This window comes from Halomonas sp. B23F22_20 (assembly GCF_043496985.1).
GTDB lineage: Bacteria > Pseudomonadota > Gammaproteobacteria > Pseudomonadales > Halomonadaceae > Halomonas.
The window spans coordinates 64,694-85,680 of record NZ_JBIEKH010000010.1; the positions used below are offsets into that span (position 1 = coordinate 64,694).

Here is a 20,987-nt window from a genome sequence, read left to right on the forward strand (position 1 = left end):
TCGTTGTGTCATGCTGGTCGGGCGATACCGATATCGGCCGTCTCGGTCGTGGCTTGAGGGTCGCCCTCACAATTCACTCACTGTCGCCAGGGGAGTCTCGCCGTGCGCGAGGCTGAGAGAGCGTTCGTCGCTGACCCTGGAACCTGATCCGGTTCATACCGGCGGAGGAAGTGCGACATGCCTTACCTGACGTCTGCCGTGCTCGGCGCGGCGCTGCTGTGCTTTACCGTTCTGGGCCTCAGGGCCCGCCGGGCCGATGGCCCCCTCGACGACTACGTCACCGCCCGCAACTCCCAGTCGGCTCCGACCCTGGGGCTGTCCTTCCTGGCCTCCGGCATGGGTGCCTGGATCCTCTTTGCTCCGCCCGAGATCGGCGCCTTCGTGGGGCCGCTGGGTCTGGCCGGCTATGCGATCGGCTCGGCGCTGCCGTTCATCGTGCTCGGCGCTTTCGGGCCGGCCATCCGCCGCCGGCTGCCCGAGGGCCGCAGCATCGGCGAATACGCCGAGGCCTGTTTCGGCGCCGGCGTGCGGCGCTGGGTATCGTTGGTCTCGGTGCTCTACATGGGCTGCTTCCTGGCCGCCGAGCTGACCGCCATCGGCGCCATCACCGGCCTGCTGTCCGACGTGTCGGTCAACCTGGTGGTGATCGGGGTGGCGGTGGCGACCCTGCTCTACACCGCGGTGGGTGGCCTGCGGGCTAGCCTTGCCACCGACCGCTGGCAGGCCTGGCTGCTGCTGGCCCTGCTGCTGGTGGTGGGCGGCGTGGCGCTCGCCCGGTTGCCTGCGCTGCCCGTCGACGCCTCGCTGCCGTCGATCCCTGCCGGTGACGCTCTCTCCGTGGCGCTGACGCTGGTGATCGCGGTGACCGCGGCCAACCTCTTCCACCAGGGCTACTGGCAGCGAGTCTGGGCGGCGCGGGACGAGCGTGCCCTGGGCCGCGGCGCCTGGCTGGGCGGCGTGACCACCGTGCTGGTGGTAGCGGTGGTCGGCGGTCTTGGCATGTTGGCCGCCATGGCCGGGGTGTCGCTTGGCGAGCCGCCGATTCCGTTCTTCGCGCTACTCGCCGAGGCGCCGGGCTGGCTGGCCCTGCCGGCTCTGGTGCTGGCGGTGACCCTGGTGGCCTCCAGCGTCGATACCCTGCAGAACGGCATCGCTTCGCTGGTGGTGGCCGGCAGCGGCCGTCGTGGCCTGTCGCTGGGCGCGGCCCGTTGGGTCACTGTGGCGCTGATGGTGCCGGTGGTGGCGATCGCCTTGCAGGGGCTCTCGGTGCTGCGGCTGTTCCTGATTGCCGATCTGCTGTGCGCCGCCATCGTGATACCGGTGCTGCTCGGGCTGTGGGCGCGGATGAGCGCCGCCGCGGCCGTGGCCGGCGGGGTGGCCGGCCTGGTTGGTGCCGCGCTGCCGGGCTGGGTCGCCTCCGGCAGCCTGGTCCAGGGCCTGCTGGCGGCGAGCTTCCCCGGTGGCGTGCCGACCCTGCCGCCCTTCCTCGGGGCGCTGGTGGCCTCCAGCCTGGTCGCCCTGCTGGTGGCCTGGTGGCGACCGGCCGAGGTCCATCGCACGGTCTGAACGGTTGCCAGCACGGGCGCAGGCGGCCACCCTCTGAAGGTTCACTGTGACCGAGCCGAGGAGACCATGCCATGAGCGATACGCCCCAGGATCCGCGTCGACGCCATTCCGCCCCGGTGGTGGACGGCGTCGGCAAGTCGGCCAGCCGTGCCATGCTGCGCGCGGTGGGCTTCGAGGACGCCGACTTCAGCAAGCCCCAGGTGGGGATCGCCTCCACCTGGAGCCGGGTCACCCCCTGCAACAGCCACATCGGCGAGCTGGCCGAGCGGGCCAGCGATGGCGCCGATGCCGCCGGCGGTAAGGGGGTGGTCTTCAACACCATCACCATCTCCGACGGCATTGCCAACGGCACCGAGGGCATGAAGTACTCGCTGGTGTCGCGGGAGGTGATCGCCGACTCCATCGAGACGGTGGCGGGCTGCGAGGGCTTCGACGGCCTGGTGGCCATCGGCGGCTGCGACAAGAACATGCCGGGTTGCCTGATCGGTCTGGCGCGGCTGAATCGTCCCAGCGTCTTCGTCTACGGCGGCACCATCCTGCCCGGGGCAGGGCACACCGATATCGTCTCGGTGTTCGAGGCCATGGGCGCGCACTCTCGCGGCGATCTCGACCGCATCGAGCTCAAGCAGATCGAGGAGACGGCGATTCCCGGCCCTGGCGCCTGCGGCGGCATGTACACCGCCAACACCATGGCCTCGGCGATCGAAGCGCTGGGCATGAGCCTGCCGGGCAGCTCGGCCCAGAACGCCGTGTCGCAGGAGAAACGCGACGACTGCCATGCCGCTGGCGCCGCGGTGCTGGCGCTCCTCGAGCGCGACATCAAGCCCGTCGACATCATGACCCGTGAGGCCTTCGAGAACGCCATCACCGTGGTCATCGCGCTGGGCGGCTCGACCAATGCGGTGCTGCACCTGATCGCCATGGCCGACGCCATCGGCGTGTCGATCACCCTCGATGACTTCACGGCGATCGGGAAGCGAGTGCCGGTGCTGGCCGACCTGCGGCCCAGCGGCCAGTACATGATGAGCGAGCTGGTCGAGATCGGCGGCATCCAGCCGCTGATGAAGACCCTGCTCGAGGCCGGGCTGCTGCACGGCGATTGCCTGACCGTGACCGGCCGGACCCTGGCCGAGAACCTGGCGGACATCGCCCCCTACCCGGAAGGCCAGGACATCATCGCCCCGCTCGAGGCGCCGCTGAAAGCCCAGAGCCACCTGCGCATCCTCTACGGCAACCTGGCCCCGGCGGGAGCGGTGGCCAAGATCACCGGCAAGGAGGGCACCCGCTTCTCCGGCACGGCGCGGGTGTTCGGCTCCGAGGAGGAGGCCCAGGCGCGCATCAACGACGGTAGCGTGGTGGCCGGCGACGTGGTGGTGATCCGCTACGAGGGACCGCGGGGCGGACCCGGCATGCGCGAGATGCTGACCCCGACCTCGGCGATCATGGGCCGCGGACTCGGAAGCGAGGTGGCCTTGATCACCGATGGCCGCTTCTCGGGCGGCAGTCACGGCTTCGTGGTCGGCCACGTCACCCCCGAGGCCTTCGACGGCGGCCCATTGGCGCTGGTGGAGGACGGCGACACCATCACCATCGACGCCGAGGCAGACACCCTCGAGGTGGCGCTGGAGGCCGCCGAACTGGAGCGCAGGCGTGCGGCCTGGCGGCAGCCGGCGCCGCGTTATACCCGCGGGGTGCTGGCCAAATACGCCCGTACGGTCGGGCCGGCCTCCGAAGGCGCGGTGACCGACCGCCCGGTCTAGTCGTCGTGACCCGATGGCGGTGGCTGGCGACGCTGGTCGGCGTCGCCTGGCTCGCCGGCTGCGCCGTGACCCCGGCCTGGCGGGCCAACCCGACGCCGGACCAGCGACAGTGTCGTGACCGGCTCGCCGCCTTCGATGCCGCCGTGGCCGAGGCCGGCGTCGGTGATGCCGGGGCGGCCCACGTCGCGGGCTTTCCCTATCTACGCACCGATCGGCTGTTGGCGAGCTTCGCCGACGAGCTGCGCGATTCTCCCGAGACGCCGCGCCATGCCGACTGGTTGGCGCGGCTGCGCGGCCTGGACGCCGGGGCGCGTCGCATCGAGGCGGCCAACCTGCCCGCCGAGGCCCGACAGCGCCTGACCCGGCGCTTCGGTGATGCCCCGGCCGCGGCCGTCAATGCCTGTGCCGAGCGCCTGTTGGGCAAAGAACTGCTGGGCAAAGAACTGCTTGATGAGGAACTGCGCGGGTCGGAGGATCGCCCGGCGCGCAGGGCGCTGCATGAGGCGATCGAGATGCCCGACCACTACGTCGATAGCTGGCGGGTGCTGGGGCTCTATCCGTTGACCCGGCTAGGGCTGGCCTGGGGCTATACTCGCTGGCGGGAAGAGTATCTGGCGACGTTCGGTCGGCCCTTCCCGGCGAGCGCCGAGGTGCGTCGCTATGCGCCCGAGCCGTTGGCGGCCGAGGGGCTGGACGCCGCCTCGGCCGCCCGGCTGGTGCGCGAGGCGCCGCGCAGTCCGCTAGGGATGCTGGCGCTGGATGACGCCCGCCTGCGGCGCCTGGCGGCCTACCATGCCCCGGCCTTCGCCATTGAGACGCGCAGTCACGACGATCGCCCGGGTACGCCCGTCTGGCGGCGTGGTGCGGCGGGCCCGCGGCCGGGCGTGGACACCACGCGGCCGGAGGTGGACGTGCGCCTGGCCCATACCCGTTTCCATGGCGCCGTGCTGCCGCAGCTGGTCTACACGCTGTGGTTTCCGGCACGCACGCGCAGCGGGGCCTTCGACATCCTCGGCGGGCGTCTGGACGGCGTGATCTGGCGGGTGACCCTGGGCGAGGACGGCCGGCCGCTGATCTACGACAGCATCCATGCCTGTGGCTGCTATCACCTGTTCTTTCCGGTGCCGCCGCTGCGCCGAGTGTCGGTGGCGGCGGACCACGACCTGCGCGAGGCGCCGCTGACGCCGATGTCGGCACACCCGAGAGGAGAGGGCGAGCGTCTGAGGCTGCGCCTGGCGGCGGTCAGCCATTATCTGGTCGGGGTCGAATCGGCGAGAGCATCGCAGCCATCACAGGCGACGTATGCGCTGACCCTGGCCCGCGAGCCGCCGCGCTTCGGCCAGCGTTCCCTGGTACTGCCGAGCGGCGGGCGGCGCAGCCTTTACGGGCCCGAGGGCATCGTGTCGGCGTCGGCGCGGCGCGAGCGCTTCCTGCTTTGGCCGGCGGGAATCCGCAGCCCTGGCGCCATGCGCCAGTGGGGCACTCACGCCACGGTGTTCGTGGGGCGACGCCACTTCGACGAGCCTTACCTGTTCGAGGCGGCCTTCGCGCTGCCGTGAGGCGGCGTTACTCCGAGATGGCCGAGCGCATCATGTCCTCGAAGGTCATGGCGTCCTCGGGCAGTACGAAGATATCGGCTTGCGGCGTCTCGTCGGACAGTTCGGCGATCTGGAAGCGGTCGCTGAAGCGCAGCATGCCGAGCTCCCGCTCTTCCAGTTCCGTGGCGATGGGGTCCGGCTCGCCGGTCATGGTCCGCTGGTAGGCATGAAATGCGGTCATCAGCTCGCGAACCTGGGGATCGTCGCTCAGCACCAGGGTGTCGTCGTGAGCGTTGCCGGCCTTGTCGGTCCACTGCAGGCGATAGACGTCGCCCTCCAGGCCGGCGATGGTCTCCTGCTCGCCGGTGGCCTCCAGGGAATCGACCGAGCTGGCCTGCTGGTCGGTGAGCCCGGCCGCGGCCTTGTCGCCGCCCATGCCTTCAGCCATTTCCTTGAGCTGGGCCAGATCCATGACCATGGTCTGCCCCTGCATCTGGCTGACCATGTAGCCCTTGCCGTCCTTGAGCAGCATGAAGCCCGCCTGGGCTTGCTGGGGGAAGTCCATGCGCAGGTCGTCACCTGCCCAACTGACTTCCATGGTGGCGCTGCCCTGGGCGGAATGGCTCTCCAGGGTGGCCTTGCCGTCGGCCAGGGCGGGCAGCGAGGCGGCCAACAGCAGGCCGGTCACGAGGTGTCGCATTGGGAATCTCCCTAGTGTCTCGAATCCATGAGGCGAGTCGGGCCGGCGGAGTCCGGCCCGAGCCCTGGTCGCGCAGCGAGGTGCCGGGCGGCTAGGGCGGAGTGAGTTCGTGGTCGATGGTCCGGCGCAGTGTCTGGAGCTCGTCGAGGGTGAGCTGCTCCAGGCGTCCGGCGAGGAGGTCGCTGATCTTCTGCATTGGCAGTCCCGCTCGGCGGGCGATCTCGCGGTTGCCGAGATCCGATACGGCGATCAGCCGGGTGATGATGCGCATCAGGCGCGTGCGTTGTTCGAGATCCCTGACGTCGAGGTCAGGGCACCTTGGCGGAGGTTCGACGCGATCCGCGCGGGTGGAGGGGCTTGCCGTGCTCATGATGCTCCAGAGGACAGAATCGACCGCTACAGCATGAAGGCTTTTTTCGGGTTTCGCTAGCCCCGAAATGTCCTCTCTCTTGACCTCTAACGAGGGGCCTTCAAGCAGCCCGCGGTGCCAGGCCTTGTCGGGTCGGTAGGCGATGGGTTGCGACCAAGGTTGTAGTCGGGACGTTGCTCGGGTGACTTGTGACGGCGAAGAAGAGGAGCTATTTTGTCGATGATTTTAAAAAAAATATTAATTAATACAAAAAATCTTCTAAATGGGAGAGGTATATGAACAACGACCCGACGCAAGCGACACAGCTGACGCGAGTGCTCGCGCGCAAGGACGTGCTGGCCCTGGCCTTCGGCGCCATGATCGGCTGGGGATGGATCGTGTTGACCGGCAGCTGGATCCAGTCGGCGGGCAGCCTGGGCGCCATCACTGCCTTTTTGCTCGGCGGCGCGGTGATCGTGCTGGTGGGCCTGACCTACGCCGAACTCGCCTCGGCGATGCCTCAGGTCGGCGGTGAGCACGTCTATAGCTACCGGGCCATGGGGCATTTCGCCTCGTTTCTCTGCACCTGGGCGATCACCCTTGGCTATGTCAGCGTGGTGGCCTTCGAGGCCGTGGCGCTGCCCACGGTGGTCGAGCACTTGTTTCCGGACTACGCGGTCGGGCAGCTGTGGACGATTGCCGGCTGGGACGTGAAGGCTACCTGGGTGGCGGTCGGCGTGGCCGGCTCGCTAGTGATGACCTGGATCAACTACCTCGGCGTGCGCACCGCGGCTCTGGTGCAGAAGGTAGTGACCCTGCTGATCCTGGCGGTAGGCGTGATGTTCATCACCGGCGCCCTGTTCGAGGGCAGCGCCACCACCCTCGAACCGCTGTTCAATGTCGAACAGGGCGTCGTCGGCGGCATCATGACGGTGATCATCATGGTGCCCTTCATGTTCGTCGGCTTCGACGTGATTCCTCAGGCCGCCGAGGAGATCGACCTGCCGTTCAAGGAGATTGGCCGGGTGCTGATGATCTCGGTGATCCTGGCGGTGTTCTGGTACGCCTTCATCATTCTTGGCACCGCGCTGATGCTGGATCCGGCGGCGCTGGGCGAGAGTTCGCTGGCGGTGCCCGACGCCATGCAGGCGGTCTTCCAGGCGCCCTGGGCGGGCAACCTGATGATCCTGGCCGGTATCGCCGGCATCATCACCAGCTGGAACGCCTTCTACATCGGCGGCTCCCGGGCCATCTACGCTCTCGCGCACTCCGGCATGCTGCCGGCCTTCCTCGCTAGGCTGCATCCCAAGCACCGTACGCCCACCAACGCCATCCTGGTGATGGGGGGGCTGTCTGCCGCGGCCCCCTTGCTCGGTCGGCCGGCGCTGGTCTGGCTAGTGGTCGCCGGAGGGTTGGGCATCGTCGTCGCCTATCTGTTCGTGTCGCTGTCCTTCGTGCTGCTGCGTCGCCGCGAGCCGGACATGCCGCGTCCCTTCCGCGTGCGCCGCGGCAAGACGGTGGGCGCGCTATCGGTGATCCTGTCGCTGGCGCTGATCGGTCTCTATCTGCCCGGCAGCCCGTCCGCGCTGTCGCCGCTGGAGTGGTCGCTGTTCGGTGGCTGGATGCTGCTGGGACTGGCGCTTTATGCCTGGTCGCGGGCCCGCTACGGCATCTCCTACAGCGATGCCGTGATGCAGCGTGAGTTGCGGGGCGCCGCCCCTTCTTCAAAGCCCTGATCGTCCGCGTCGACGCCGTTTGACCCCGAACCCCGGCCCTGAGGCCGGGGTTCTTGCGTTGGGCGATCGATGAGGAGCGCATGAGGATAAAGTGCTTTTATGTTGACGATTTTTAAAAATGTAGATATTTTTTAATCATCAACGCTCGAGACCATGGAGACCCAGATGACCGCGCTGACCCGGATTCCCGCCATCGCCATGCCGCTGCCCACCGACATCCAAGGCTTCACCCTGACGCCCTCGACGCAGTCGCCGCGTCTGCTGAAAATGACGTTCTGCCGTGAGGTGGTCGAAGCCTTCCTCGCCGCCGTGGCCGACTGGCCGGTGCAGGCCCTGGAGTACAAGTCGATGCTGCGCTTCCGGGTGGCGAAGATCCTCGACGATCTGTGCGGCAATACCCTGCAGCCGGTGCTGATCAACACCCTGGTGGATCGCCAGACCGGCGGGCTGCAGGTGGTGCCCGAAGGTCTCGACGACGTCGAACAGGCCGACGACATGGTCAAGTTCGCCACCGCCGTGGCGCACTTGATGGGGCGCTCCAACTTCGATGCCATGAGCGGCCAGTACTACGCGCGCTTCGTGGTGAAGAACGTCGACGAGTCCGACAGCTACCTGCGTCAGCCGCACCGGGTGATGGAGCTGCACAACGACGGCACCTTCGTCGAGCAGGACACCGACTACGTGCTGATGATGAAGATCGACGAGCGGCACATGCAGGGCGGAGACTCGCTGCTGCTGCACCTTGACGACTGGGAGCACCTGGAGTGCTTCTATCGCCATCCGTTGGCACGCCGCGAGATGCGTTGGGCCGCGCCGCCCAGCAAGAGGGTCGCCAAGGACGTCTTTCATGCGGTGTTCGACGTGGATCGCGAGGGGCGGCCGATCATGTCTTACATCGATCAGTTCGTGCAGCCGAAGGACTTCGAGGAGGGCAACTGGCTGAGCGATCTCTCCGAATCCCTGGAGAGCAGCGCGGGGATTCTCTCGGTGCCCAATCCGGTAGGCAGCTTCCTGCTGATCAACAACCACTTCTGGCTGCACGGGCGCGATCGCTTCACACCGCATCCGGAGCTGCGCCGCGAACTGATGCGCCAGCGGGGCTACTTCACCCACGCCAGCACCCTGCGCCAGCGTTGAGCGCAGCCGTGCGGGGCGCGACGCCTCGACAATGAGGTACCCTGATCCGGCCACGCCGCCATCGCGGCGTGGTCGTCGCATTGGCACAAGAGGACGGCATGTACGATTTCATCATCATCGGCGGCGGTATCCTGGGCATGTCCACCGCCATGCAGCTCAAGCAGGCCTATCCGGATCGCCGGATGCTGGTGGTGGAGAAGGAGCGCGAGGCGGCGCGCCACCAGACCGGCCACAACAGCGGAGTGATTCATGCCGGGGTCTACTACACCCCGGGCAGTCTCAAGGCGCGCTTCTGCCTGGAAGGCAATCGGGCCACCAAGGCCTTCTGCGAGGCCCACGACATTCCCTTCGAGAGCTGCGGCAAGCTGCTGGTGGCCACCAACGACCTGGAGATGCAGCGCATGCAGGCGCTGTGGGAGCGCACCGAGGCCAACGGCCTCACGCGTGAGTGGCTGGGGGCCGAGGCGCTCGCCGAGCGGGAGCCCAACATCACCGGCGTCGGCGGCATCTTCGTGCCGTCCAGCGGTATCGTCGACTATGCCGCCGTGACCCGGGCCATGGCCGCCGAGTTCGAACGCTTGGGCGGAGAGGTGCGCTTCGGGGCGGAGGTCACCGGGCTTGCCGAGCGTCGCCAGGAGGTCGTGGTCTCCACCACGGCGGGCGAGTTCAGCGGCCGCTACCTGGTGAGCTGCTCGGGGCTGATGGCAGACCGGGTGATTCGCATGCTGGGCCAGGATCCGGGGTTCACCATCTGCCCCTTCCGCGGCGAGTACTATCGGCTGCTCGAGCGCCACAACGCCATCGTCAACCATCTGATCTATCCGATCCCGGATCCCTCGATGCCGTTTCTGGGCGTGCATCTGACGCGCATGATCGACGGCTCGGTCACCGTGGGCCCCAACGCCGTGCTGGCCCTCAAGCGCGAGGGATATCGCCGTCGCGACGTCTCTCCCCGTGACCTGGCGCAGATGTTCACCAATCCTGGCATCCTCAAGGTGCTGGGTAGGAATCTGCGTCCGGGGCTGGTCGAGATGAAGAACTCCCTGCACAGGCGCGGATACCTGGAGCTTGTGCGCAAGTATTGCCCGAGCCTCACTCTTGACGACCTGGAGCCCTATCCTGCTGGGGTGCGCGCCCAGGCGGTGTCCCGGGACGGCAAGCTGGTCGACGACTTCCTGTTCGTCAACACGCCGCGAACCGTCAATGTCGGCAATGCCCCGTCGCCGGCCGCCACCTCGGCGCTGCCCATTGGCGCGCATATCGTCACCAAGGTGAAGGCGCTGGTTGGTGAGTGAGTTCGACGTTGAAACGAGAGGCTGAGGAAGGGGTAGACGGTGGCGGAAAGTGAGTGAAAGACGGGCGAGGAAGCCGGGAAACGCAGCGTGCGACCCACGCGAATGGGGCTTTCAAGCCGTTTTTCAGCATGTTGAGACAGAATGTCTGCAATATTTCGTCATTGGCTAAAGTTGTAGCGCGTATCGACATTAGTGGTCTGGCCGCTTTGCCTGGCGCCTGCTAGCGTTTTTGCAGGCGGCGGCGCCCGGTGGTTGACTGAGCCCGTATCGCCCCACAAGGACAACAAGCTCCGCGATATTCGCGAGGGAGGACTCTTTCATGCGCGCACTCAAGACGGCCCTGGCGGCCACCCTGCTGGTGGCGGCACCCGCGGCCCTGGCCCAGCAGCAGCTGTCCATCGCCACGGGCGGCACGGGCGGCACCTACTATCCCTACGGCGGTGGCCTGGCCGAGCTGATCAACGAGCATGTTGAGGGATACGATGCCGTGGCCGAGGTCACCGGGGCCTCGGTCGAGAACATGGGGCTGGTCTGGCGCGGCGATTCCGACCTGGCGCTGGCCCTGGCCGATACCGTCTACCAGGCCTACAACGGCACCGGCGACTTCGAGGGCCGCCAGCTCGAGAACATCCGCGCCTTGGCCTCGATCTATCCCAACGCCGTGCAGATCGTCACCATGGCGGACTCCGGCATCGAGTCGCTGGCGGATCTGAAGGGCAAGGTCGTGTCGGTGGGTGCGCCGGGCAGCGGTACCGAGATCAATGCCAGCACTCTGCTGGAGGCCAACGGCATCACCTATGACGACATCGACGCCCGCCGCCTCAACTTCAACGAGACTGCCGACGCGATCCGCGACGGCGACATCGATGCCGGCTTCTGGAGCGTGGGGCCGCCCACCAGCTCGATCATGAACCTGGCCACTACTCGCGATATCCGCCTGGTTGGCCTGACCGACGAAGAGGTCGCCAACGCCCAGGGCGAGGAGCCGGTGTTCGCCGCCTACCAGCTCAAGGCGGGGCTCTACGAGGGCATGGAGGAGCCGGTCCAGTCCATCGGCATTCCCAACGTGTTAGCGGTGAGCAGTGAGATGGACGAGGAACTGGCCTACCAGATCACCAAGACGCTGTTCGAACATACCGACCAGCTTATCGCCATCCACCCGGCGGCCAACGACACTACCGTCGAGTTCAGCGTCGAGTCCACGCCCATCGCCTTCCACCCCGGCGCGCTGCGCTACTACGAGGAAGTGGGCGCCGAGATCGCCGACCGTCAGCGTCCCTGAGGGGCGCTGCCATGCCATCACCGATGATCAAGGGGCGAGCCGCCGGGCTCGCCCCCTTGTCGTGGCTGGTCCTGGCGATGGCAATGCTGACGATGGTGGCGCCGGCGCTGGCCGAGTGCCCGAGCCATGAACTGCGGGTGCGGAACGCCGAAGGGCAGTTGCTGGTGCGCTTGCCGATGTCGGAAGGCGATGGCTGGTGCCTGGCCTGGAACCACTCGGTCGAGGGCTTCACCGTTCACGACTGTTATCGCAACATCGATGGCCGCATGGTGCTCCAGCGCAGCCACCTGCCGGACTTTGCTGCCGGCCTCGATCACATCCCCGGGCGCGGGCACCAGGTCTCTGACGGCCAGGGCGGCTACTGGATCGAGGATCTTGACGAGCCGGTGCCCGGTGCCGCTTACCGGCTACGGGTCGGGGCGATGCGTGTCGACCACCGCCTGGTCAGCCGCCTGGACGGGACGAGCCTGGCGACGCTGCTGGATGAGGCCCGCGACTGCGGCGTCGGCGATCGCTATGCCGATGACCTGATCGCCATGGCCGGCGAGCCGCCGGTGGTCGTCAGCCTCAGCGAGCGCGCCGCCAACCAGCGCGTGATGTTGTCGCTGGAAGCGCTGGCCCCGGAATCCCGAGGCCACGACAACGCGGATCCCTGAACATGACATCGTATCTTCGAGAGAGACGCCAATGAGCGAAGCGGGCACTTCCCCCATCGTCCCCGGCAGCCAGGCGCCGCACTCGCGCCCGGTACTGTGGCTGATCAGTCTGGTGGCCGTGGCGCTGTCGCTGTTTCAGCTGTATTCGGCCGGCATCGAGCCGCTGGGGCTGTTCTACCAGCGCAGCATCCACCTGGCGTTGATCATGATGCTGGCCTTCCTGATGTTTCCGGTATTCGGCCCTCGCCACAAGCGGGGCGTAGTCGGTGGTTTGATCGACCTGACGTTCTTCGCCGGGGCGGTGATCACCGGCGGCTACATGGCGCTGTACCTCGACGAGATCATCAACCGCGCCGGCTTCTGGAGTCAGACGGACATCACCGTCGGCATCATCGCCACCGTCACCGTGCTCGAGGCCAGTCGCCGTGCGGTGGGGCTCGGCATGACGATCATCGGCGTGCTGGCGATCCTCTATGCCTTCGCCGGCCCGCGCGGTGAGCTGCCCTGGCTCGGCGAGTGGCTGCCCGGCATTCTCGAGCACCGCGGCTACGGGCTGGACCGGCTGGTCGGCCAGCTCTACCTGGGGCAGGAGGGCATCTTCGGGCTGCCGATGGGCGTGGCGGCCACCTACATCTTCATTTTCGTGCTGTTCGGCGCCTTCCTGGAGATCACCGGTGCCGGCAAGTTCTTCATCGACCTGGCCTACGCCGCCACCGGGCGCCAGCGCGGCGGGCCGGCCAAGGCCGCCGTCATCGCCTCCGCCGGCATGGGTTCGATTTCCGGTAGCGCCATCGCCAACGTGGTGACCACCGGCGCCTTCACCATCCCGCTGATGAAGCGCCTGGGCTATAAGCCTCACCAGGCCGGGGGCATCGAGGCGGCGGCTTCCACCGGGGGCCAGATCATGCCACCGCTGATGGGCGCCGGCGCCTTCCTGATCGCCGAGTACACGCGGATGCCCTACCTGGACGTGGTCAAGGTCAGCATCCTGCCGGCGATCATGTATTTCGGTACCGTCTACCTGTTCGTGCATATCATCGCGCTCAAGCAGGGCATGCAGGGCATGGCCAGGAGCGAGCTGCCGCAGATGCGCGACGTGATGGGTGCCGGCTGGCACTTCCTGCTGCCGCTGGCGGTGCTGGTGTGGCTGCTGGTGATGAACATGTCGCCGATGCGGGTGGGCTACTACGCCATCCTTACCATGCTGGCGGTGGCGGCGCTGCGCTTCGCGGTATGGTTCTTCTTCGTTGCCCCGAAACGGGGCCAGCCGGTGACCGGGGCGGCGTTGACCCAGGCGCTGAAAAAAGGAGCGCTCAAGGTGATCGAGGGCCTGGAACTCGGGGCCCGCAATGCCGTGGCGGTGTCCATGGCCTGCGCCGTGGCCGGGATCATCGTCGGGGTGGTGGGGCTGACCGGCCTGGGGCTCAAGTTCTCGGCCATGATGATGGCGTTCTCCGGCGGCAACCTGCTGCTGGCGCTGGTGATGGTGCTGTTGGCCAGCCTGGTGCTGGGCATGGGGCTGCCGGTGACCGCCAGCTACATCGTGCTGATCGTGCTGGTGGGGCCGGCGCTGACCGCCGAGTTCGGCGTGCCGCTGCTGATCGCTCACCTGGTGGTGTTCTGGTACTCCCAGGATTCCAACGTCACTCCGCCTATCGCGCTGGCCGGCTTCGCCGGGGCGGCGATCGCCGGGGCCAAGCCGATGGATACCGGCTTCCAGGCCTGGAAGTTCGCCAAGGGCCTCTACCTGATCCCGCTGTTCATGGTCTTCAATCCGGAGATCATCATGGGCGGCCCGCTGCCGCTGCTGGCCTGGACGACGCTGACCGCCTTCCTGGCGCTGGGAGCGTTCGCGGCGGCCCTGGAGGGTTACCTGTTCACGCGCATGTCGGCGCCGGTGCGGCTGGTGCTGCTGCCGGCCATCGTCGGCGTCTTCTATCCGAGCCTGATCGCCGAGGTCGCCGGGGCCGCGGTGATGGCCCTGGCGCTGGTCGGCAATTGGCTGGCCAGCCGTCGCGAGGCGGCGGCCGGCTGAAGCGGAGCTTTCCACTGACGACACGCGGCCCCGCCCGGGCCAGCCGGGCGGGGCCGCGTGTCGTCGCTCGTCGGTGTTACTGGTTGGCTTGGCCGTCGTCCTGGGTCGCTTCTTCCAGCTCCTCCGCGGTCTCCTCGGCGGCCTGCTGGGTGGCTTCGGCGGCGTCCTCGGCGGTTTCCTGGGTCGCCTCGGCGGCGTCACCGGCGGCTTGTTCGGTCGCCTCTACGGCCTCTCCGGCGGTGTTAGCGACGGCGTCGCCTGCTTCGTCCAGTGCCTCACCGGTCTTTTCCAGCGGCTCGCCGGCCATGGCCTCGGTGGCCACCGGCTCCAGGGTCAGGGTGATCGGCGCCTGATCGGCTTTCGGACCGACCTCGACCGAATGGCGCTCGGGGCTGTTCCAGAGCAGGTTGCCCTCGTCGTCGAAGACCTCGGCATGCAGGGCGTGGGCATGACCGGGATCCACCTGATCGACCGGGTAGTCGAGGCTGAACTCGACCGGATCGTTGCCCGACGCGTCCACGTTGGTCTCGGTAATGATGGTGGCCGGGGCATCGGCCAAGGCCACGTCACGCAGGCTCACCACGACCTTGGCGTCGTCCGGCAGCGGGGTGTCGGTGGCGGCGAATTCCAGCACCCCGTCGAGCGTCTTGCTGACCTGCTGCTCGGTGTCCTGAGCCGTGTCGTTCTGAGCGCTCTGCTCGTTCTGGGCCTGCTCGGTCTGGGTGGTGCCGGCCTGGGCATCCTGTTCGGTGTCGTCGGCCTGGTCGCAGCCGGCCAGCGCCAGGGTGCCGGTCAGGGCTGCCACGATGAAAAGATGACGCTTCATGGTCGGTCTCCTTCTGCACGTTGTCCGTGTGGGGCTGAGCGGCCGCGTCCTGTCGACCGCTTTGACTATGACCCTACCAAGGTAATCTGCAGGAAGGTTGAAACCCGCTGTCGCCCGACGGCGACGTATCTGCGGGCGACGCCGAATCTCATGTCTCCACGCGCTTGCTGGTTTCCGTGCGGCGAGGAGAGGTAGGCGCGGCGCGGCTCTGCTAGAATAGCGGGCTTCCACTTTCATCATCTGCCCGCGGCGACGGCCGTGCGGCGTCGTCATTGCCGTTTTCGAGGAGCCCAGGATGCCAGCACCGAAAGAGTCGCCGCGGGTCGGCGTGATCATGGGGTCGAAGTCCGACTGGCCGGTCATGGAGCATGCGGTCGCCATGCTCGAACGCCTTGGGGTGCCCTGCGAGACCCGCGTCGTCTCGGCCCATCGCACCCCGGACCTGTTGTTCGACTATGCAAAATCCGCCGCCGAGCGCGGCCTCTCGGTGATTATCGCCGGTGCCGGCGGTGCGGCTCACCTGCCCGGCATGGTGGCCTCCCAGACGGCGCTGCCGGTGCTTGGCGTACCGGTGGAGTCCAAGTCCCTCAAGGGGCTGGATTCGCTGCTGTCGATCGTGCAGATGCCGGGCGGCATCGCCGTGGGCACCCTGGCCATCGGCAAGGCCGGGGCGACCAATGCCGGCCTGATGGCCGCCCAGATCGTCGGGCTGCAGGACGACACGGTGCGCGAGGCCGTGGAGGACTTCCGCGCCGAGCAGACCCGGACGGTGCTGGACAATCCCGACCCGCGGCCCACCCCCTGACCGAGAGCGACGAGCGAGGCAACCACGATGAACATCGGCGTACTGGGAGCCGGCCAACTGGGCCGGATGCTGGCCTTGGCGGGCTATCCGCTGGCCAACCGTTTCACCTTTCTCGACACCACCGGCCACCCCAGCGCGGGAATCGGTGATGTGATGGTGGACACCGACCAGAAGCATCTCGAGAGCTTCCTCGACAAGGTCGACCTGGTCACCTACGAGTTCGAGCACCTGCCGGTCTCGCTGGTCCAGGCGATCGAAGAGCGCAAGCCCGTGCATCCCTCCAGCGAGGCGATTCGCGTGTGCCAGCATCGCGCCGAGGAAAAGGCGCTGTTCGACCGCCTGGGTATTCCTACCCCGGCCTATCGCCTGGTGGACAGCGCCGAGGCGCTGGAGGCCGCGGTGCGCGAGCTGGGGGCGCCGGTGGTCGCCAAGTCTGTCACCGAGGGCTACGACGGCAAGGGTCAGGCGGTGATCAAGGACCCGGCCGATGCGTCCGAGGCGTGGCGCACGATCAACCACCCGCGGCTGATCGTCGAGGCCTTCGTCGACTTCGTGCGCGAGGTATCGATCATCGCCGTGCGCGGCCGTGACGGCGAGGTGGTCTTCTACCCGATGGCCGAGAACGTCCACGTCGACGGCATCCTTCGCTATTCGGTGGCGCCGATGCCGGACCTGGACGACGCCGTCCAGCAGACCGCCGACGGCTACATCCGGGCGCTGCTCGACGAGCTCGACTACGTCGGCGTCCTCACCCTGGAACTGTTCCAGACCCGCGACGGCGGTCTGTTAGCCAACGAGATGGCGCCGCGTGTGCACAATTCCGGCCACTGGACCCAGGACGGCGCGGTGACCAGTCAGTTCGAAAACCATCTGCGTGCCATTCAGGGCCTGCCGCTGGGCAGCACCGCCGCCCGCGCACCGACCTGCATGGTCAACGTCATCGGCCGCGAAGGCGAGGCGGCGAAGCTATTGGAGATCGAGGACGCCCACCTGCATCGCTACGACAAGAGTGAGCGCCCCGGCCGCAAGCTGGCCCACGTCAACCTGGTGGCACCGACCCACGAGGCGCTGCTGGAAAAGGTTCGCGCCTGCGCGGCCCTGCTGCCTGACGCTCCGGCGCCGAGCTTCAGCTTCGAGTGAGGCGTCGCCTCATCGGCTGAGATGAAAAAGGCCGCGCCCCAGGGCGTGGCCTTCGCCTGTCTCCTCACGTCGACTTCCTCAGTCCTATCTCTTGGCTCTTCCTTCTTCACCCTTCAACCCATCAGCAGTGCACTAGCCAGTCCTCCGCCGCCCATCAATAGGGCGAACAGAATCAGCGCCAGCACGAAGGGACGCAGCCCCAGGGCGCGCAGTTTCTCCAGGCGAGTCTCGAAGCCCAGCGCCGCCATGGCCATGGTCAACGACAGCTGGCCGAGCTGCACCAGTGCTGAATGGAGCGGGGCGGGCAGGGTCACGAAGCTGTTGAAGCCCACCATGGCCATGAAGCCGAAGGCGAACCAGGGCACCGTCATCCCGGCCTTTCCCTCGCTGCTGCCGGCGGTGGCGTGGCGCCGCAGCCACCATTGGCCGACGATCAGCAGGAAGGGCACCAGCAGCATCACCCGCACCAGCTTGACGATCACCGCATTGGCCAGGGCGTCCGGGCCCACCGCCTCGCCTGCGGCCACCACCTGGGCGACCTCGTGGACGGTGGCGCCGATATAGACGCCGAACAGGCTCTCATCCATGCCCATCAGCGGATACAGCAGCGGGTAGACCAGCATCGCCAGCGAACCGAACAGCACCACCGTGGCCACGGCCATGGAAGTGGCCGCGGGGCGCGAGCGGATGGTCGACTCGGTGGCCAAGATCGCCGCGGCACCGCAGATGGCGCTGCCGGCGCTGGTCAGCAGCGCCGTCTCGCGATCAAGCCCCAGCAGGCGGGTGCCGATCAGGTAGCCGGCGCACAGCACGCTGGTGATGACCAGCGCGTCCAGCAGCAGCACCATCGGCCCCAGGCCAACCACCTGCTGGAGCGTCAGCGACAGGCCGAACAGTACGATGCCGCCGCGCAGTAGTCGGCGAGTGGCGAAGGCCAGCCCCGGCCCGGCCTTCGTCAGGTGACGGGAAAGCGGCAGATTGCCCGCCACGATGCCCACCAGCAGGGCCAGGACCAGGGGGCTCACGCCGGCCTCGGCGAGGAGCGGCAGCCGGGCGAGGCCGGTGCCGGCGACGGTCAGCAGGGTACAGATCAACAGGCCTTGCCACATGAGATTGGGCTCCGGACGGTGGGCGGGTGCTGTGAACGCGCTTCGTGACGGTCATGCTATGTCCTGATAGCTCATATGGTTATCAGCTAATAACGAAATCTCTCTTCGGAAAAACCGATATGACGCCCCAGGTCAGCTTGCGTCAGCTTCAGGTCTTTTCCGCCGTTGCCAGCCAGCTCGCGCGGGCCGGGCTGGTCCTGCCCTGGACCTTCTCGCTGGTGTGACGACCGAACGCTATCGACGTCCCTTGTGGCAGGCCTTCAAGGTGTTCCCGATCGAGGCGCCAGGCCTCGTTCGGTGTCATGAGGGTTACGGCTGGCAGCGCGCTCGGGGCCGAGTAGACTGGAGCATCATCCACGTCACCGAGGGATTGGGATGCGTCACGGCTTCGGCTTCGACCTGCGCAGCATGGAAATCTTCGTCGAGACCCTGGAGCGGGGCAGCCAGACCGCTGCCGCCCGCCACCTTGGGGTCAAGCAATCCTCGATCTCCCAGAGTTTGGCCAACCTCGAGGAGGCCCTGGGGGTGATCCTGCTCGACCGCCATTCCCGACCCCTGGAGCCCACGGGAGCCGGGCGCTTCTTCTATGACCGGGCCAAGCGGCTGCTCGACGAGGCCCGCACCACCCGGCGCGAGCTCCAGGCCGGCGCCTTCGGCCAGCTGCACCAGGTGCGCATGGCCCTGGTCGATTCCCTGGCCACTGCCGTTGGCCAGCCGCTGCTGGAGGTGATCCGCCGGCATACCGCTGACTACACCCTGACCACCGGGCTCTCCCACATGCATGGCCATGCGCTGCTGACCCGCCACGTGGACATCATCCTCTCCGACGATCGCCTGGAGAACTACGACGGCCTTGAGCGCCACCCCGTGCTCGGCGAGCCCTTCGTGCTGGTATTGCCCGCGGACTGGGATGGCCCGGTGGATAACCTGCGCTGGCTGGCTCGGCAGCTGGACTTCGTGCGCTACACCCCTCAGGCGCTGATCGGTCAGACCATCGAGCGCCACCTGCGCCTCAACCAGCTGGAGCTGCCGGGCAGGCTGCACCTGGACAACACCTACGCCGTGTTGAGCCTGGTCGCCGGCGGAGCCGGCTGGACCATCACCACCCCGCTGTGCCTCTACCAGGCCGGGCTGGATCACCTCGACGTTCGCGCCGTGCCGCTTCCCCTTGCTCCCCTGCGCCGCGACCTGACCCTGGTGGCACGCCGGGACGAGCTCGGTGGCTTGCCCGCCCGGCTGGCCCGCGACAGCCGCCGCCTACTGGAGGGTCGCTTCCTCGGTGAACTGCAGCGCCACCTTCCCTGGGTGGTGCCCGATATCCAGGGGCTCTGAGCCCTCGCGTCACGGGGCCGGATGGCTCTGGGACGCACCCTGGATAGGCACTATCGATTTTACCTATAGCCAAGCCGTCGGCCATGCTGATGCTGTTTGCCGCCGGCAATCGCCCAGGACCACACTGGCCCGAGCTCGTGGCAATTCCCGCACGGCCGGGCCCCGGTCCGGTCGTCACCGACAATGACAAGAAGCCATAGGGAGACTTCGATGAGCCATTCCCACCCCTCTTCGGTGGACTATGAGTCCGTCGACACGGACTACCTCGAGAAACGCAAGCTGAAGAAGGGCGCGGCGGGCTGGATCCTGCTGGCCAGCCTCGGTGTGTCCTACGTGATCTCCGGCGACTACGCCGGCTGGAACTTCGGCCTGGCCGCCGGCGGCTTCGGCGGCATGCTGGTGGCCACCGTACTGATGGCGATCATGTACACCGCCATGGTGCTGTCCATCGCCGAGCTGTCCTCCTCGCTGCCCACCGCCGGCGGCGGCTACAGCTTCGCCCGGCGCGCCCTGGGCCCCTGGGGGGGCTACATCACCGGCACCGCGATCCTGCTGGAATACGCCATCGCCCCGGCGGCCATCGCCATCTTCATCGGCGGCTACGTCAACGAGCTGATCGGCCTCAATGGCCCGCTGGTCTATGCCGCCTTCTATGCGCTCTTCGTTGGCATCCACCTGTGGGGCGCCGGTGAGGCGCTGAAGATCATGATGGGCATCACAGCGCTGGCGGTGGTGGCCATCCTGGTTTTCGTGGTCGGCATGATGCCGCACTTCAGCGTCGACAACCTCTTCGACATTGCCCCCACTGCCGGGGCCGTAGGGGCCTCGGCCTTCCTGCCGGAGGGCGTCATGGGCATCTGGGGCGCGCTGCCCTTCGCCATCTGGCTGTTCCTGGCCGTAGAGGGCGTGCCCCTGGCCGCAGAGGAAGCCGGCGATCCGGGCCGCGACATGCCGCGGGGCATCATCACTGCCATGCTGGTGCTGTTGGTGTTCGCCGCCTGCGTGCTGCTGCTGGCACCCGGCGGCGCCGGGGCGGCGGCCATGAGCGAGCACGCGGCGCCCCTGGTCGGTGCCCTGCAGGCGGTCTATGGCCCCGACTCCTGGGCGGCCGGCTTCGTCAACCTGGTGGGCTTGGCCGGGCTGATCGCTTCATTTTTCTCGATCATCTTCGGCTACTCCCGCCAGACCTTCGCCCTGTCCCGGGCCGGCTACCTGCCGCGCTGGCTGTCGGTCACCGGCGCGCGCAAGGTGCCCTACCTGGCACTGATCGTGCCCGGCGTGATCGGCTTTCTGTTGTCGCTCACCGGAAAGGGAGACCTGATGATCACCATGGCGGTGTTCGGCGCCACCATCTCCTACGCCATGATGACCCTCTCCCATATCCTGCTGCGCCGCCGCGAGCCCGAACTCGAACGCCCCTACCGGACTCCGGGAGGCACCCTGACCTCGGGCGTGGCCTTCGGGCTTGCCATCGTCGCTTTCCTGTCGACCTTCGTGGTCAGCGTCGAGGCGGCCCTGTGGTCGGCGGTCTTCTATGCCGTGATGCTCGCCTACTTCGGCCTCTACAGCCGGCACCACCTGGTAGCCCAGGCACCGGAGGAGGAGTTCGAGGCCATCGCTCGGGCCGAGCAGGAGCTGGCGGACGAAGAACTGGCTCCGGGCACGGTCTAATCCTTACGACTCGTCACTCCGGCAGTGGTCCGGCGACGACGTCGACAACA

At 67.5% G+C, this 20,987-nt stretch carries 17 protein-coding genes and 1 riboswitch; of the genes, 13 read left to right on the forward strand and 4 right to left on the reverse strand.

What is annotated here, in order from left to right:
- The first annotated feature begins 78 nt into the window (after positions 1–78).
- Positions 79–188: riboswitch (TPP riboswitch) on the forward strand.
- The 3 genes from ACGTN6_RS10045 (at position 178) to ACGTN6_RS10055 (ending at position 4,885) form a co-directional block, all read left to right on the forward strand.
- Complete coding sequence (locus tag ACGTN6_RS10045; RefSeq protein WP_394591322.1) at positions 178–1,566, forward strand: sodium:solute symporter family transporter; 1,389 nt, start codon at positions 178–180, stop codon at positions 1,564–1,566. Its footprint overlaps the riboswitch before it by 11 nt.
- A gap of 71 nt (positions 1,567–1,637) precedes the next feature.
- Complete coding sequence (gene ilvD, locus ACGTN6_RS10050) at positions 1,638–3,326, forward strand: dihydroxy-acid dehydratase (RefSeq protein WP_394591324.1); 1,689 nt, start codon at positions 1,638–1,640, stop codon at positions 3,324–3,326.
- Between the two features lie 5 nt (positions 3,327–3,331).
- Positions 3,332–4,885, forward strand: coding sequence for a hypothetical protein (locus ACGTN6_RS10055; RefSeq protein WP_394591326.1), 1,554 nt, complete (start codon positions 3,332–3,334; stop codon positions 4,883–4,885).
- Positions 4,886–4,892: 7 nt separating this feature from the next.
- Here ACGTN6_RS10055 and ACGTN6_RS10060 read toward each other — a convergent pair whose 3' ends face one another.
- Positions 4,893–5,564 (reverse strand): hypothetical protein, encoded by a 672-nt coding sequence (locus ACGTN6_RS10060; protein WP_394591327.1) that lies wholly within the window; start codon positions 5,562–5,564, stop codon positions 4,893–4,895.
- 91 nt (positions 5,565–5,655) lie between these two features.
- Positions 5,656–5,934: an XRE family transcriptional regulator gene (locus ACGTN6_RS10065; protein WP_394591329.1), complete on the reverse strand. Its 279-nt coding sequence runs from the start codon at positions 5,932–5,934 to the stop codon at positions 5,656–5,658.
- Between the two features lie 275 nt (positions 5,935–6,209).
- Here ACGTN6_RS10065 and ACGTN6_RS10070 point away from each other — a divergent pair, with 275 nt between their 5' ends.
- The 6 genes from ACGTN6_RS10070 to ACGTN6_RS10095 all read left to right on the forward strand — a co-directional run bounded on the left by ACGTN6_RS10070 (position 6,210) and on the right by ACGTN6_RS10095 (position 14,054).
- Positions 6,210–7,649 carry an APC family permease gene (locus tag ACGTN6_RS10070; RefSeq protein ID WP_394591331.1) on the forward strand — a complete coding sequence of 480 codons (1,440 nt, stop codon included), beginning with the start codon at positions 6,210–6,212 and terminating at the stop codon, positions 7,647–7,649.
- Between the two features lie 165 nt (positions 7,650–7,814).
- On the forward strand, positions 7,815–8,786 hold the full coding sequence (glaH, locus tag ACGTN6_RS10075) for a glutarate dioxygenase GlaH (RefSeq protein ID WP_394591332.1): 972 nt from the start codon (positions 7,815–7,817) through the stop codon (positions 8,784–8,786).
- Between the two features lie 98 nt (positions 8,787–8,884).
- Entirely contained in the window at positions 8,885–10,081 is a 1,197-nt protein-coding gene (lhgO, locus tag ACGTN6_RS10080) for an L-2-hydroxyglutarate oxidase (protein ID WP_394591333.1), read from the forward strand.
- A gap of 319 nt (positions 10,082–10,400) precedes the next feature.
- Complete coding sequence (locus ACGTN6_RS10085) at positions 10,401–11,363, forward strand: TAXI family TRAP transporter solute-binding subunit (RefSeq protein ID WP_394591334.1); 963 nt, start codon at positions 10,401–10,403, stop codon at positions 11,361–11,363.
- 11 nt (positions 11,364–11,374) lie between these two features.
- On the forward strand, positions 11,375–12,019 hold the full coding sequence (locus tag ACGTN6_RS10090) for a DUF1850 domain-containing protein (protein WP_394591335.1): 645 nt from the start codon (positions 11,375–11,377) through the stop codon (positions 12,017–12,019).
- Between the two features lie 31 nt (positions 12,020–12,050).
- The gene (locus ACGTN6_RS10095; protein WP_394591337.1) at positions 12,051–14,054 is read left to right on the forward strand and encodes a TRAP transporter permease; all 2,004 of its coding nucleotides are present in this window, start codon (positions 12,051–12,053) and stop codon (positions 14,052–14,054) included.
- Positions 14,055–14,130: 76 nt separating this feature from the next.
- Here the strand turns inward: ACGTN6_RS10095 and ACGTN6_RS10100 are convergent, their stop codons facing one another.
- Complete coding sequence (locus ACGTN6_RS10100) at positions 14,131–14,880, reverse strand: YbaY family lipoprotein (protein ID WP_394591338.1); 750 nt, start codon at positions 14,878–14,880, stop codon at positions 14,131–14,133.
- A 295-nt stretch (positions 14,881–15,175) separates the two neighbouring features.
- On the opposite strand from ACGTN6_RS10100, the gene purE reads away from it, so the two are divergent.
- Both purE and ACGTN6_RS10110 read left to right on the forward strand, forming a co-directional pair.
- Positions 15,176–15,685 carry a 5-(carboxyamino)imidazole ribonucleotide mutase gene (purE, locus tag ACGTN6_RS10105; RefSeq protein WP_394591339.1) on the forward strand — a complete coding sequence of 170 codons (510 nt, stop codon included), beginning with the start codon at positions 15,176–15,178 and terminating at the stop codon, positions 15,683–15,685.
- Positions 15,686–15,712: 27 nt separating this feature from the next.
- A complete protein-coding gene (locus ACGTN6_RS10110; RefSeq protein WP_394591340.1) occupies positions 15,713–16,825 on the forward strand; it encodes a 5-(carboxyamino)imidazole ribonucleotide synthase in 1,113 nt (370 codons plus the stop codon).
- Between the two features lie 113 nt (positions 16,826–16,938).
- Here ACGTN6_RS10110 and ACGTN6_RS10115 read toward each other — a convergent pair whose 3' ends face one another.
- Positions 16,939–17,934, reverse strand: a complete 996-nt coding sequence (locus ACGTN6_RS10115; protein WP_394591341.1) for a YeiH family protein — start codon at positions 17,932–17,934, stop codon at positions 16,939–16,941.
- Between the two features lie 375 nt (positions 17,935–18,309).
- Here ACGTN6_RS10115 and ACGTN6_RS10120 point away from each other — a divergent pair, with 375 nt between their 5' ends.
- A complete protein-coding gene (locus tag ACGTN6_RS10120) occupies positions 18,310–19,266 on the forward strand; it encodes a LysR family transcriptional regulator (RefSeq protein ID WP_394591342.1) in 957 nt (318 codons plus the stop codon).
- Between the two features lie 210 nt (positions 19,267–19,476).
- The gene (gene eat / locus ACGTN6_RS10125) at positions 19,477–20,937 is read left to right on the forward strand and encodes an ethanolamine permease (protein ID WP_394591343.1); all 1,461 of its coding nucleotides are present in this window, start codon (positions 19,477–19,479) and stop codon (positions 20,935–20,937) included.
- The last annotated feature ends 50 nt before the right edge of the window (positions 20,938–20,987 follow it).

Coding starts and splice junctions, on each gene's coding strand:
- ACGTN6_RS10045 (WP_394591322.1), top strand. CDS start 178: ATGCCTTACCTGACGTCTGCCGTGCTCGGCGCGGCGCTGCTGTGCTTT.
- ilvD (WP_394591324.1), top strand. CDS start 1,638: ATGAGCGATACGCCCCAGGATCCGCGTCGACGCCATTCCGCCCCGGTG.
- ACGTN6_RS10060 (WP_394591327.1), bottom strand. CDS start 5,564: ATGCGACACCTCGTGACCGGCCTGCTGTTGGCCGCCTCGCTGCCCGCC.
- ACGTN6_RS10065 (WP_394591329.1), bottom strand. CDS start 5,934: ATGAGCACGGCAAGCCCCTCCACCCGCGCGGATCGCGTCGAACCTCCG.
- ACGTN6_RS10070 (WP_394591331.1), top strand. CDS start 6,210: ATGAACAACGACCCGACGCAAGCGACACAGCTGACGCGAGTGCTCGCG.
- glaH (WP_394591332.1), top strand. CDS start 7,815: ATGACCGCGCTGACCCGGATTCCCGCCATCGCCATGCCGCTGCCCACC.
- lhgO (WP_394591333.1), top strand. CDS start 8,885: ATGTACGATTTCATCATCATCGGCGGCGGTATCCTGGGCATGTCCACC.
- ACGTN6_RS10085 (WP_394591334.1), top strand. CDS start 10,401: ATGCGCGCACTCAAGACGGCCCTGGCGGCCACCCTGCTGGTGGCGGCA.
- ACGTN6_RS10090 (WP_394591335.1), top strand. CDS start 11,375: ATGCCATCACCGATGATCAAGGGGCGAGCCGCCGGGCTCGCCCCCTTG.
- ACGTN6_RS10095 (WP_394591337.1), top strand. CDS start 12,051: ATGAGCGAAGCGGGCACTTCCCCCATCGTCCCCGGCAGCCAGGCGCCG.
- ACGTN6_RS10100 (WP_394591338.1), bottom strand. CDS start 14,880: ATGAAGCGTCATCTTTTCATCGTGGCAGCCCTGACCGGCACCCTGGCG.
- purE (WP_394591339.1), top strand. CDS start 15,176: ATGCCAGCACCGAAAGAGTCGCCGCGGGTCGGCGTGATCATGGGGTCG.
- ACGTN6_RS10110 (WP_394591340.1), top strand. CDS start 15,713: ATGAACATCGGCGTACTGGGAGCCGGCCAACTGGGCCGGATGCTGGCC.
- ACGTN6_RS10115 (WP_394591341.1), bottom strand. CDS start 17,934: ATGTGGCAAGGCCTGTTGATCTGTACCCTGCTGACCGTCGCCGGCACC.
- ACGTN6_RS10120 (WP_394591342.1), top strand. CDS start 18,310: ATGCGTCACGGCTTCGGCTTCGACCTGCGCAGCATGGAAATCTTCGTC.
- eat (WP_394591343.1), top strand. CDS start 19,477: ATGAGCCATTCCCACCCCTCTTCGGTGGACTATGAGTCCGTCGACACG.